Origin of the sequence: Glycomyces rhizosphaerae (assembly GCF_042647865.1) — a bacterium.
Taxonomy (GTDB): Bacteria; Actinomycetota; Actinomycetes; order Mycobacteriales; family Micromonosporaceae; genus Glycomyces; species Glycomyces rhizosphaerae.
This window is the reverse complement of the sequence record NZ_JBHRWO010000010.1, coordinates 174,330-187,294: the sequence shown is the minus strand read 5'-3', so window position 1 is coordinate 187,294 and position 12,965 is coordinate 174,330. Positions and strand designations below refer to the sequence as shown.

Below are 12,965 nucleotides of genomic sequence, written 5' to 3'. Positions count from 1 at the left end.
ACCCACGCCGCGGCGCTGGTCGCCGTTTAGGCGGGCGTTCCGGTCACGGTCGTGCCGGTCTTGGTGACCGTGTAGTCGATCGTGCCGCCGCCCCAGAAGTGGAACGTGAGGGTGACGGGCTCACCCTCCCTGACCCCGTTGAAGAAGTCAGAGGTGAGGCCGATCGCGCCCGCACTGTAGTCGGGCCGGTAGGTCGCCCAGAACTCCTTGAAGGAGGTCCAGTCATGGGGCCCGGCACTGGTGCCGTCGGCGTACTTGGCCTCCATGGTGGCGAGCTGGTCGCCGTTGAACTGGGTCGGGATCGCGAACGCGTCCGTGGTCCCGGACGCGTCCGAGAGTTGCGATGTGTCGTAGCTGATGATGTGGATCCGCCAGGGCAGACCGGCCGAGAAGCGGGCCTCGATCGTCGCGTTGGTGCCGTAGGCGCGGTCGCCCGCGAGGCGGGTGAGCGCGGCGGCGGTGAGGGTGAGCGTGTCGCCGGTGACGGTGTAGTCGGCGCCCTCGGTCAATGCTGTGTCTCCGTGCCACAGGCCCTTGAACTCGAGGCCGTTGTGGTTGAGGGCGAGCGACTCGTCCGCGATGGTCCCGGCCTTCTCGAGGTAGATCGAGTCGAACGAGGCGGTGCCCGAACGCGTCGTCAGACCTGAGTCCATGTAGGACTGCACGAGCGGGTCGCGCCATTCGAGGGTGTCGCGGTTGAGGTACGAGCCGGCGTCCCACAGCATCAAGGTCATCTGCTTGTCCCGGGCCTGGTACATCATGCCCTCGAAGAACTTCAGCAGCTCCCCGTACTGCTGGGAGGGGACGATGGGGCGTGTCCAGTCGTAGCCGAGAACGCCCCACTCCCCGATGATGACCGGGATGTCGCTGTCGACGAAGGTGTCGTTCACACGCTCGAAGGTCGACGTGATGTCCTGTTCCACCTGCTCGCTGTACGTGGTGCCCCCGGCGATGTTGACGCTGAAAGGCCAGGGCCCGTACATGTGGACGGTCGCGGCGATCATGTCGTCGTCGAGCTCGTCGATGGTGGCCTTGAGCGCGTCCAGCTGGGGCTGGTCGGCGCTGGTGACCAGCGTGGGCATCACCAGGAGCCGGTCCTCGTTGTTCCCGCCGGAGCCGCGAACGATTTCGTGGAAGGCGACGTTGAGCTCGTGGACCAGCACGTCCCCCGCTGCTGCTTCGGTGTCGGCGAACTGCGGCTCGTTGACGCTCTCGAAGGACAGCTCGGACGGATAGTCCTTGAACCGCTCGGCGATCTGAGTCCAGATCGCCTCGTATTTGCTGAGCACGCCGTCGTGGTCGGTGGGCATGGTGCTCATCCACATCCACGAGTCGTGGTGGATGTTGAGCAGCACTTGAAGGTCGTTCGCGATCGCCCAGTCGGTGACCTCGGCGACGCGGTCGAGCCAGGCCGGGTCGATCGTGTAGTCCGGTGCGGGGCCGAGGTTCTCGTCCCAGGTGACGGGCAGGCGGATCGAGTTGTAACCCTCGGCTTTGACGGTCTGGAGGAGTTCTTCGGTGATCAGCGGGTTGCCCCAGCCGGTCTCACCGCCCAGCGCGTCGAGGGTGTTGCCGACGTTCCAGCCCGGCTGCATGGCCGCGACCTGCTCCATGGCCGTGGCACCGTTCGGCGGCGTGGTCGGCTCGCTCACCGAGCCGTCGCAGACGCGCCCGTTGAGGCGGAACTCGGCCGGGGTGGTGTTCGCGCCCGACCACGAACCGGCGAACCCGAACGAGGTCGAGGCGCCGGTCGCGAGCGCGGCGTTGTAGCCCAGGCCGGAAGCCTTGGCCGAGGCGGCCTTGCTCTTGTCCTTCGCATTCCACATGTCGGTGACGCGCTGGCCGTCGGGCCAGGTCCACTCGAGGTCCCAGTTGCTGACCGGCTCGCCGAGGTTGGTGACCTCGACATTGGCGTTGAAGCCGCCCGACCACTGGCCGGTGACCTCGTAGTCGACCTCGCAGCCTTGGGCAGCTTGAGCGCTGACGGCCCCTAGCAGGCCCGCGGTCAGGGCGGTGACTGCGGCGGCGGCGATCGCGCCGAGACGCATTCGTCTTCTATGGACAGTGGTTGAGCTCTTCACGACTCTCCTTGGGGGAAGGCGGATTCCGTGAGGGAGCGGCGCTCGCCGCTGGAGGCCTTGTCCGTCATCAGACTAAGTTTAACGACCAAACTTTGTCAATAGGCCAATCTGCACCCTTCGATACCGCCTCGTCCGTCTCCCGTTCCGGAACGCCTGCCGCGCCGAACGGCAGGCGCATTTCTCCTACAGCGACGACGGATCGAACTTCATCTACTCCTTGCGCCGAATTGTGTCGCACGCGACCCTCCCGTCGTCAGTTCGCGGACGCGGCCCTCCCGTCGTCAGTTCGCGGACGCGGCCCCTTCGCGGGTGAGGAGGTCGGCCAGGATGTCGGGCCGTTCCAGGGAGATGAAGTGGCCGACGCCCGGGACCTGCGTGAACTCGGCGTCGGGCAGCAGCGCCCGGTTGGCCTTCCGGTCCGAGGGTCGGGACCAGTCCTGCTCGCCGTAGACGAGGTGGATGGGCGCTTTGACCTCGCGGTAGCGGGAGCGGGCTGCGATGAGGCTCGGGAGGTTGCGGTAGACGCCGCTGGCGACGGTCGGGTAGCCGGGGCGTGCACCGACGTGGAGGAGTTCGTCCACGTAGTCCTCGTGGAGGGCGGCCTTGTCGCCGAGTCCGCCCTGGAGGATGGCGCGGAAGACCGGTTTGGGCTCGACTCCGGCGACCGTCGCGCCGATGAGAGGGGCGCGGACGCCGCTGATCACGGCGCGGGCGAGGAGGCTCGAGCGGGCGATGCCGCCGCGGAAGTCGTAGGTGTTGACCGCGATGACGCGGCGGATCCGCTCGGGCAGGTCGGCGGCGGTGGTCAGGGCGAGCGTGGCGCCCATGGACTCGCCGAGCAGTGTCACGTCGCGGAGGTCGAGTTCGGCCAGGAGCCGTTCGACTCCGGCGCGCATCGCGGGCTCTTCGTAGGAGGCGCCGGGCACGATCTCGGAGTAGCCCATGCCGGGCAGGTCGAGGGCGTACACGGTGTACCGGTCCGCGACCAGCGGGATGAGGGCGCGGAAGTGCTCGGCCTGGGTGCGCACGGTGTGCAGCAGGACCAAGGGCGCGCCGCGGCCCGCCTTGAGGTAGCGCAGCGCCCCCTCGCGGGCGTGGCGCGGGGGGATGGTGTGGCTGGTCGTCCCGGGGATGCGGATGGTGGGACGCGGGGTTTCGTTGGACATTGCGGTGCTCCTCAGACTCGATTGGAAACCGATCGGTTTCTCCAATGATAAACCGATCGGTTTCCAAGATGCAAGTGAGGTACACCGATCAGTTTTCATTTTGCCGTAATCGCGCTAGCCTGGCACGATGACCACGGACGTGAAGCCCAGTTCCCGAGAGCGGCTGCTGGAGGCGGCGGCTGCGCTCACCTACCGCGAAGGCGTCAACATCGGCATCGAGGCGCTGTGCAAGGCGGCCGGGGTGTCCAAGCGCTCCATGTACCAGCTGTTCGCGAGCAAGGACGAGCTCCTGGCCGCCAGCCTGGAGCGGCGCGCCTCGTCGTACGTCGCGGGGCTCCTGCCCGCTGCGGACGACGGCCGTGCGGCCCGCGATCGGATCGTCCACGTCTTCGAGCAGGTGGCGTCGCAGTCGGCCGACCCGGAGTTCCGCGGCTGCCCCTACCTGTCGGCTGAGATCGAACTCAAAGACCCGGACCACCCCGCGAGCCGGGTGGCACGACAGGTCAAGGCGGACTTGACCGCCTTCTTCCGCGCCGAGGCCGAACAGGGCGGGGCGGGCGATCCGGACTTCCTCGCCCGGCAGCTGACCCTGGTCTTCGACGGCGCCAGCGCCCGCGCCGGGATCGGCGCCGAGCACCTGGACGGCTTCCTGGCCCCCACCGTCGCCGTCCTGCTCGACGCGGCCGGCATGCGCTGACACCGGCCTTCCGCAGAACGCCGCGGATCAGGCGGTCCAGGCGAGCCAGCCGATGCCCTCGGAGTCGGCCCAGGCTGCGAGACCGTCGCTTCGTTGTGGTCGCATGTCTCGAATCCTTCGAATCGTAGCGGGTGAAGCGCTCCCAGAGAACACGATACAGTGATAATCTTCGATATAATTGCTATTGTCAACGCGCTGAACAAAATCGTTCGCCTCCCTTGCCGCGGAAGCGGTCGCCTGTTATGTTGAGTCTCCAAACAAACGTCTCGGCTGCTCACCCTCACCATGCTGACCCTCTCGTCCTCATAGGAGCACTCGTGCGAAGACGCACTCTCGCTGCCTCCCTTGCAGCCGCCGCAGCGGCCGCGGCGGCAGTCCCCACCACCGCGCTCGCCAAGCCCCCCGGCGAGGGCGCCTACGCCTGGCGCAATGCGATCGTGAACGGCGGCGGCTGGGTCCCCGGCATCGTCTTCAACGAGACCGAAGCCGATCTCATCTACGCCCGCACCGACATCGGCGGTCTCTACCGCTGGCAGGAACCCACCCAGACCTGGAAGCCGCTGCTGGACTGGATCGGCTGGGACCAGTGGGGCTGGACCGGAGTCGTCTCGGTCGCCACCGACCCGGTGGAGCCCAACCGCGTGTACGCGGCGGTCGGGACTTACACGAACGACTGGGACCCGACCTCCGGCGCCGTCCTCCATTCCGACGACTACGGGGAGACCTGGGGAGCGGCCGAGCTGCCGTTCAAGCAGGGCGGCAACATGCCCGGCCGCGGGATGGGCGAGCGCCTGGCCGTCGATCCGCACGACAACGCGGTCGTCTACCTGGGAGCCCCGAACGGCAACGGCCTGTGGCGCTCGGTCGACCACGGCCGCAGCTGGTCCGAGGTCACCGACTTTCCGAACCCCGGGAACTTCGTCGTCACCCCCGGCGACCCCTACTCCGGCGACAACCAGGGCGTCATCTGGGTCGAGTTCGCCGATGACGGCCGGATCTTCGTCGGCGTCGCCGACCCGGCCGACCCGCTGTACGTCTCCGCCGACCGGGGCGCGACCTGGCAGCCCGTCCCCGGCGCGGCCGAAGCCCTCGGCACCGCCGACGGCAACCGCACCATCCCCAAACAGGCCGCGATCGACCACGAGAACGGCCACCTCTTCATCGTCACCAGCTGGGACCCCGGCCCCTACAACGGCCCGCCCGCCACCGGCAGGGGCGGCTCGATCCAACGTCTAATGCTGGCCACCGGCGAGTGGACCGACATCACCCCCGCGTACGACCCCCTCGGCACCATCCCCGGATTCGGCGGCCTCACCGTCGACCGGCAGCGACCCGGCACCCTCATGGCCGCGACCGAGAACCACTGGTACCCCGACGAGATCCTGTTCCGCTCCACGGACTCCGGCGCGACCTGGCAGACCAGCTGGGACTACGCGTGGGACGCGAACTGGTCGTGGCCTCCGGAGCGCACCGACCGGTTCAGCCTGGACCCCACCGGGAATGAGTGGCTGACGTTCGGCAAGGTCGACGACGGCCCGGCCTACGCGATCAAGCACGGCTGGATGATCGACGCCCTCTCGATCGACCCGCACGACTCCGACCGGATCATGTGGATCGGCGGGACCATCTGGGGCACCGAGCAGCTGACCGCCTGGGACGCGCAGGGCCCGCTGGTGGGCTGGGACGACGCGGCCGGGCACCAGGTGCCGCTGCCGGTCGAGCCGTTCGAAGTGGGCATCCGCGTCCAGGGCATCGAGGAGACCGCGGTCCAGGACATCGCCGCGCTCGGCGGGACCCTGGTCTCGGCGATGGGCGACCTCGGCGGGTTCGTCCAGACCGACCTCGAGCAGCCCGGTGTCATGATCCGCCGCCCGAACTGGACGTCCGGCCGCAGCCTCGACTTCGCGGGCCTGAACCCCGACGTCGTCGTCGGCACCGGCGACGTCGAAGGCGAGGTCGACGGGCACGTGGGGGTTTCCCTCGATCGCGGTGCGACCTGGTTGACAACGAAACGCCTCGATGGCGTCGCGGGCGGCGGCAACGCGGGCACCGTCGCGGTGAGCGCTGACGGGGCGGTGATCGTCTGGTCCCCAGGCGACGGGACGACCACGCCGGTGTGCAGCACCGACCTCGGCCAGACCTGGGCGCCCGTCGAAGGATTGCCCGCGGGGGCGCTCGTGCGTTCGGACCGCACCGACCCGAACCGCCTGTACGCCTTTGCCGGAGGCGTCTGCTACGCCAGCACGAACAGCGGCCGGGCCTTCGCCGCGACGGGAGCGACCGGTCTGCCTTCCGAAGGGCCCGTGGAGCTCCGCGCGGTTCCCGGCAAGGCGAAGCACCTGTGGCTCACCGGCGGCGAAGCCGGCAGGACGTACGGCATGTGGCGCTCGGTCGACGGCGGCAAGACCTGGCGGCAGGTGCGCGACTTCGAGGAGGCCGACGCGGTCGGCTTCGGCAAGGCCCGCACCCGGTACGGCTACCCGGTGATCTATACCTCCGCGAAAGCCGGCGGCGTGCGCGGGATCTGGCGCTCGACCGACGAGGGCCGCAACTGGATCCGCATCAACGACGACGCCCACCAGTGGGGCTGGACAGGGAAGGCGATCACCGGCGACCCGGACGTGTACGGCCGGGTCTACATCGCCACCAACGGCCGCGGCCTGATCTACGGCGACATCGTCGACTAGGCCGTGTTTGAGATGTAAGGAAGCCTCCGGTTGAATCTGTTGTGCTGCAACAAGGTTCACCCGGAGGCTTCAATTGTCGGGCGTAACAGCACGTGAAGACCTGTCCGATGGCCAGTGGGAGCACCTGTGCCGCCGGCTGCCCCGACCGAGCCGCTTCGGACGCTGGTCAACGGCATCGCCTGGCGCGTGCCAGACCGGATCCCCGTGGCGAGACCCCACCCGCATACGGCCCCTGGTCGACGGTCTACTGATATTGCCGATCCCTCACTCGGGCAAGGTGTTCGACGAAGGTTTCACCTCGCGCGTCCCCGGCGTCGCGCACCTGTGCGGGCACGACCTGCACACCGCGATCGGCGTCGGCATCGCCCGGGCACTGGCCCGGAGCTCCGAGCCGATCCGCGGGCGGATGGTGTTCCTCTTCCAGCCCGCCGAAGAGAACGCCCAAGGCGCACGAGCGATGCTGGACACCGGCCTGGTGCAAAAGCTGGCACCGCGCGAGTTCTATGCGCTGCACTGCAGCCCGTTCCCCACCGGCACCATCGTGGTCTCTCCGGGCTACGGCCAGCCCAGGCAAGACCACATCCGGATCGTGCTGCCAGGCGGCGATGCGGCCGCCGCCGTTGCGGCCGATCACGCTGATCGCGGCCGCCGCGGGCGGACACGTCGAGTTCCCGGGTGGTCGTTCCCGGCCATGGTGAACTCGGTTGAGCTCAGCACGGCCGCCGGCCGGTACCTGAGTGCGGCATTGGGGCCGGAGTCCGTCGCATGGGCCCAGGCGGCCTGGCCCTTCAACGGCGAGGATTTCGCACTGTGCCTCAACGAGGCGCCAGGTGCGATGTTCTACCTCGGTGTCGCGGACGCCGTGGCGGGGATGAACGGCGCGCCGCACCCCCGATTTCGCGGCCGATGAGCGGGCGATCGGCCACGGTGCGAGGGTTCCCCTTGTCGTGCCGACAGCATTACTTTGTCAATTAAAGAAACTAACCTCTGCTCGTGAGCCGGAACTGCCGAACCTCCCGGGCTATATGAACGATCGCATCCGGTGTTCACAAGCTCCGCCGCGCACTTCGGCTGGCATGAAGGCCCTTACTTGGTTTCATCAATTGACAAAGTTGTCCGCAGGCCGTAGCGTACTCCGCGTCAGGTTAGGAATCTACATGCCTCGATGCATCAGCACCTCTCGTCCTTCGCAGAACCCCACGCTCCTGGCAAGGAGTCTTGACATGAACCCGACTCTTGGGCGACGACTTCGCCTCGGCACGATCGCCGCCGCCGTCGTCAGCACCCTCACCGCAGGACCGCGCAGCGCCGTCAGTGCCCAAGCGGCCCAAGGCCGCGCGGTCGACGACGACGTCACCGGCCAATGGCAGGACGGCTTCACCGCCAGCGTCGAGACGGCCGACCTCGGCGAGCCGAGCAGCCGATGGGGGACCTCGAACGGATTTCTGGGACGGCGGCACGGGGGGCTGCACGGTCGCCAAGACCGGCACGACCCTGACCGGCACCGTCTCCTAGACGACACCTGACCGAGCGGCGTGGGATTCCCATCGATCCCAGTGCCGCTCCGTGCCCACATCCCAACCCAAGGAGAACAACGTGCAACGACGCACCTTCACCACCCTCGGCGCGGCCGCGTTCGTGGCCGGCGCCTTGCCCGTCCCGGCCTTCGCCCAGCAGGCCGCCGACACCTACGTCTGGAAGAACGCCGTCGTCAACGGCGGGGGCTTCGTGCCCGGCATCGTCTTCAACGAGACCGAGCCGAACCTCATATACGCCCGCACCGACATCGGCGGCTGCTACCGCTGGCAGGAGGCCACGCGGACCTGGAAGCCCCTCCTCGACTGGGTCGGCCGCGACAAATGGGGTCACTCCGGCGTGGTCTCCATGGCCACCGACCCGGTCGATCCGAACCGCGTCTACGCCGCCGTCGGCACCTACACCACCGACTGGGACCCCGACAACGGCGCCGTGCTCTACTCCGACAACCGCGGCGAGAGCTGGGGTGTCGCGGAGCTGCCGTTCAAGCAGGGCGGCAACATGCCCGGCCGCGGCATGGGCGAACGCCTCGCCGTCCACCCTGCGAAGAACTACGAGCTGTACCTGGGCACCCCCTCGGGCAACGGACTGTGGCGCTCGCACAACTTCGGCCGCACCTGGGCCAAGGTCGGGAACTTCCCCAACGCGGGCAACTTCGTCATCGACCCCTCGAATCCCTACTCCGCCGACAACCAAGGCGTGCTCTGGATCGAGTTCGACCAGATCGGCGGCAACATCTATGTGGGCGTCGCCGACCCGGACGACCCGCTCTACGTCTCGAGAGACGGCGGCGCGACCTGGCAGCCCGTCCCCGGAGCCGCCGCAGCGCTCGGCAGCGTGGACGGCCACCGCACCATCCCGAAGCAGGCCGCAGTCGACAACACCAACGGCTACCTCTACATCATCACCAGCCATGACCCCGGCCCCTACAATGGCGGGCCCTCCTCCGGCCGGGGCGGCAGGATCCAGCGGCTTTCGACGCTGACCGGCGCATGGACCGATGTCACCCCGCCTTACAACCCCGGCCGTCCGATCCCCGGTTTCGGCGGGGTCACCGTCGACCGCCAGTATCCCAGGACCCTCATGGCGTCCACTTGCAACAACTGGGGCCCCGACGAGGTCCTCTTCCGCTCCACCGACTCCGGCGCGACCTGGTCGCTCAGCTGGGACTACTCGGACGACGCCGGGCGGGTCGACCGGTTCGACATGGACAACACTGGCACCCCGTGGCTGTCCTGGAACAGCCAGGACGACGGGGACACGTACGCGGTCAAGCACGGCTGGATGATCGAGGCGCTCGCGATCGACCCGCACGACTCCGACCGGATCATGTGGGGGACCGGCGCCACCATCTGGGGCACCGACGACCTGACGCAGTGGGACGCCCAAGGCGAACTGGTCGGCCGAGACGCATCCGGTCAGCGGTTGGCCCGGCCGATCCAGAAGTTCACCGTCGGCGTCCGCGCCGAAGGCGTCGAGGAGACCGCGGTCCTGGACCTCGCAGCGCTCGGCGGGACGCTCGTCTCCGCATTCGGCGACATCGGCGGGTTCGTCCACACCGACCTCGACCGGGCCGAGCCGATGATCCGCTCCGACTGGTCCACCGGCACCAGCGTCGATTTCGCCCACTGGAACCCGAACGTCATCGTCGGCACGGGCAACCCCCACGACAACGGAGTCGGCCACGTCGGCGTCTCGACCGACGGAGGCAGGACCTGGCAGGCCGCTTCGCCGCTCGCAGGTGTGCCGGGAGGCGGCCACGCCGGCGTCGTCGCGATCGCCGCCAACGCGTCCGTGATCCTCTGGTCGCCGAGCGACAGCACTGTCACTCCGGTCCGCAGCACCGACCTCGGCGCGACCTGGAACCCCGTCCAAGGGCTCCCGGCCGGAGCGCAGATCCGCTGCGACCGGGTCGACTCGCCGATCGCGTACGCGTTCTCCGGCGGCAGGTTCTACCGCAGCCCCGACGGGGGCGCGACGTTCACCGACACCGGGGCGTCCGGCCTGCCGGCCGGCGGCGTCGACTTCCGGGTCGTCCCCGGCCGCTGGGGCGACGTCTGGCTCGCCGGACGCGGCGACGAGAAACAGGGCATCGGCGGAGGCATGTGGCACTCCCAGAACGGCGGCGCGACCTGGACACGCATCAGCGCGATCGACACGGCGCTTTCGGTCGGCTTCGGCAGGGCCGCCGACGGATCCGGTTACCCGGCGGTCTACACCTCGGCGGAGATCGGCGGCACGGCCGCCATCTACCGCTCGACGGACGCCGGCAGCAGCTGGCAACGCATCAACGACGACGCCCACCAGTGGGCCTTCGCAGGGTCCGCCATCACCGGAGACCCCGAGATCTATGGCCGTGTCTACCTGACGACGAACGGCCGCGGACTGATCTACGGCGACATCGCCTAGATCCGGTTCCAGCGGCCCGAGGCGCCTCGTCCGGGCGCCTCTGGCCGCAGCAAACCCATCAAAGGAAGGAAGCAATGTCTACAGTCATCCGGCTGCGCCGCGGCGCGACGGCGATCTTCGCGATCGCGCTCGTCGCGGCCTCCGCGCTGTTGGTCTTCATGGCCCCCAAGGCTGCGCACGCCGCGCAGCTGCAGCAGATCACGAACTTCGGGAACAACCCCGGCAACCTCGAGATGTACCTGTACGTGCCGGACAACGTGGCTGCGAACCCGGCGCTCGTGGTCGCCAACCACTATTGCACCGGCTCCGGCCCGGCCTACTACAGCGGCACCCAGTTCGACGAACTGGCGGAGCAGCTCGGTTACATCATCGTCTACCCTTCGGTGACCCGCTCCAGCAAGTGCTTCGACGTCGCCTCGCAAGCCTCGCTCTCGGGCACCGGCGGCGACTCCGTCAGCATCAAGTCGATGGTCGACCATGTGCTCGCGAACTACGGAGCCGACCGGAACCGGATCTTCGCGACCGGCACCTCCTCCGGCGCGATGATGACCAACGTCCTGCTCGGCGTCTACCCGGAAACCTTCAAGGCCGGGTCGGCCTACGCGGGCGTGCCCTTCACCTGCTTCGCCACCACCAACGGCTCGGAGTGGAACAACGAGTGCTCGGCCGGGAACATCGACCGCACGCCGCAGCAGTGGGGCGACGCCGTGCGCGGCGCCAACCCCGGCTACAACGGCCCTTGGCCGCGCATGCAGATCTGGCACGGCACTGAGGACGACGCGCTGTTCTACCCGAACTTCCAAGAGCAGATCGACCAGTGGACGAACGTCAACGGCACCGACCAGACCGCCGACTACACCGACACCCCGGAGCCGAACTGGACCCGCACCCGCTACGGCGGCACCGGCGGCCAGGCTCCCGTCGAGGCGATCAGCATGGAGGGCGTCGACCACGGCCTGCCGCATCGCGCCGCCGAGACGCTCCGCTTCTTCGGTCTGACCGCGACGGCCACCGGCGGCCAGATCGCCGGAGCGGCCTCGGGTCGGTGCCTGGACGTGCCCGGCTCGAGCTCGACCAACGGGACCCAGCTCCAGCTGTGGGATTGCAACGGCGGCTCCAACCAGCAGTTCACCCGCACCTCCGCCGGTGAGCTCAAGGCTGACGGCAAGTGTCTCGACGCCCATGGCTGGGGCACCGCCGAGGGCACCCAAGTGGTCATCTGGGACTGCACCGGCGGCAGCAACCAGCGCTGGACCCTGAACTCGAACGGATCGATCTCCAACGATTTCAACGGGCTCTGCCTGGATGCGATGGGCGGTGTCGGCGCCAACGGCACCGAGATCATCCTCTGGTCCTGTCACGGCGGCACCAACCAGCAGTGGACCACCCTCCTCTAAGCCGTGCTGGAGAATTGAGGAAGACTCCGGCTGAATCTGTTGTGTCGCAACAAGGTTCATCCGGAGGCTTCAATTGTCGAGCGCAACAGGGTGCAGGGATCCGACCGACGACCAGTACGCCTACGCTGCGTTTCGGGCGAGACGTTCAACCGCTCGCGAAGATCTGATGCGGTAGACGACGTCGAAGACGGTCGGCGAGTTCGTCGATCGGGATGCTCAGCGCGCTGGCCAGGTGCCTCTGCCGTATGCGGGGCGGGTCCGACGGCCTCGATCACGTCCGGCTCGCCGCCGTCCCGCCAGAGCCGCGGTATCCTGCCGCGGCTGGGCGCGGTCAGAGATCGCTTGCAGGCCTGCAGGAAACGACCGTGAAGCCGAGACTCGACGCGGCAGTCTAACGCTAGGCGTACCAACAAACTTCCGTGGAGCCGTTGACTACACATCGAGATCTCTCTATAGTTCGAATCGCCGAAAGATTCATCAGATGTTTCGGAGCCAGGTTGCGATATGTGAGCGATAACAGGCATTCCCGTACCCGCGTCCGCTAAGGAGCACCCGATGACTTCGGCCGCACCCGATTGCTCGTTCCTGTCCCGCTGGACCGAAGGCATGGCCGCGCTCGCGGCGGCCTCCGTCGACTGACCGATCCGGGACCGGACCGCGGCGGCGCACCCGCCAGTCCGCGACCGTCCGGTCCCACCCGTAGCAATGAACCCGCATCATGACCCGACGCATCGGCGACGTCTGCGGAAACGAACCTCGACTAAGGAGGCCACTATGGCCTGGATGGAAACGCCCAAGAGCCGCAGGCGGATGCTGATCGGCGGAGCCGGCGTGCTCGCCGGGGCCGCCGCCGCGACCGTGCTCAACCCGTTCACCGCAGCCCAAGCCCAGCAGTCGACCGACCCCACCGCCTGGTACGTCCTGGTGAACCGCAGCAGTGGCAAGGTCCTGGACGTCAGCGGTGTGTCCACCGCCGACGGAGCCCAGCTCCA

General features: G+C 68.3%; 9 protein-coding genes. 7 read left to right on the top strand and 2 right to left on the bottom strand.

Annotated elements, in window-relative coordinates; all coding sequences use genetic code 11:
* Positions 1 to 26 precede the first annotated feature (26 nt).
* Together ACFO8M_RS10485 and ACFO8M_RS10480 are read right to left on the bottom strand one after the other, a co-directional pair.
* Positions 27 to 2,081 carry a cellulase family glycosylhydrolase gene (locus tag ACFO8M_RS10485; protein ID WP_387974370.1) on the bottom strand — a complete coding sequence of 685 codons (2,055 nt, stop codon included), beginning with the start codon at positions 2,079 to 2,081 and terminating at the stop codon, positions 27 to 29.
* A gap of 281 nt (positions 2,082 to 2,362) precedes the next feature.
* Positions 2,363 to 3,247: an alpha/beta fold hydrolase gene (locus ACFO8M_RS10480; RefSeq protein ID WP_387974367.1), complete on the bottom strand. Its 885-nt coding sequence runs from the start codon at positions 3,245 to 3,247 to the stop codon at positions 2,363 to 2,365.
* A gap of 127 nt (positions 3,248 to 3,374) precedes the next feature.
* Between ACFO8M_RS10480 and ACFO8M_RS10475 the strand changes: the two genes are divergently transcribed.
* The 7 genes from ACFO8M_RS10475 to ACFO8M_RS10445 form a co-directional block, all read left to right on the top strand.
* The gene (locus tag ACFO8M_RS10475) at positions 3,375 to 3,944 is read left to right on the top strand and encodes a TetR/AcrR family transcriptional regulator (protein WP_387974364.1); all 570 of its coding nucleotides are present in this window, start codon (positions 3,375 to 3,377) and stop codon (positions 3,942 to 3,944) included.
* Positions 3,945 to 4,261: 317 nt separating this feature from the next.
* The gene (locus ACFO8M_RS10470) at positions 4,262 to 6,631 is read left to right on the top strand and encodes a xyloglucanase (protein WP_387974361.1); all 2,370 of its coding nucleotides are present in this window, start codon (positions 4,262 to 4,264) and stop codon (positions 6,629 to 6,631) included.
* Between the two features lie 277 nt (positions 6,632 to 6,908).
* Positions 6,909 to 7,541, top strand: a complete 633-nt coding sequence (locus tag ACFO8M_RS10465) for a M20/M25/M40 family metallo-hydrolase (RefSeq protein ID WP_387974358.1) — start codon at positions 6,909 to 6,911, stop codon at positions 7,539 to 7,541.
* Positions 7,542 to 7,854: 313 nt separating this feature from the next.
* On the top strand, positions 7,855 to 8,157 hold the full coding sequence (locus ACFO8M_RS10460; protein WP_387974356.1) for a hypothetical protein: 303 nt from the start codon (positions 7,855 to 7,857) through the stop codon (positions 8,155 to 8,157).
* A 70-nt stretch (positions 8,158 to 8,227) separates the two neighbouring features.
* Positions 8,228 to 10,576 carry a WD40/YVTN/BNR-like repeat-containing protein gene (locus tag ACFO8M_RS10455; protein ID WP_387974353.1) on the top strand — a complete coding sequence of 783 codons (2,349 nt, stop codon included), beginning with the start codon at positions 8,228 to 8,230 and terminating at the stop codon, positions 10,574 to 10,576.
* Between the two features lie 74 nt (positions 10,577 to 10,650).
* Positions 10,651 to 11,973: an extracellular catalytic domain type 1 short-chain-length polyhydroxyalkanoate depolymerase gene (locus tag ACFO8M_RS10450; RefSeq protein ID WP_387974350.1), complete on the top strand. Its 1,323-nt coding sequence runs from the start codon at positions 10,651 to 10,653 to the stop codon at positions 11,971 to 11,973.
* Positions 11,974 to 12,756: 783 nt separating this feature from the next.
* Positions 12,757 to 12,965, top strand: a 209-nt coding sequence (locus tag ACFO8M_RS10445; protein ID WP_387976325.1) for an RICIN domain-containing protein, incomplete at its 3' end; no start/stop codon positions are given.

What these genes read in the sequence shown, in the direction of transcription:
- ACFO8M_RS10480 (WP_387974367.1), bottom strand. Translation starts at nt 3,247, where the DNA reads ATGTCCAACGAAACCCCGCGTCCCACCATCCGCATCCCCGGGACGACC.
- ACFO8M_RS10475 (WP_387974364.1), top strand. Translation starts at nt 3,375, where the DNA reads ATGACCACGGACGTGAAGCCCAGTTCCCGAGAGCGGCTGCTGGAGGCG.
- ACFO8M_RS10460 (WP_387974356.1), top strand. Translation starts at nt 7,855, where the DNA reads ATGAACCCGACTCTTGGGCGACGACTTCGCCTCGGCACGATCGCCGCC.
- ACFO8M_RS10450 (WP_387974350.1), top strand. Translation starts at nt 10,651, where the DNA reads ATGTCTACAGTCATCCGGCTGCGCCGCGGCGCGACGGCGATCTTCGCG.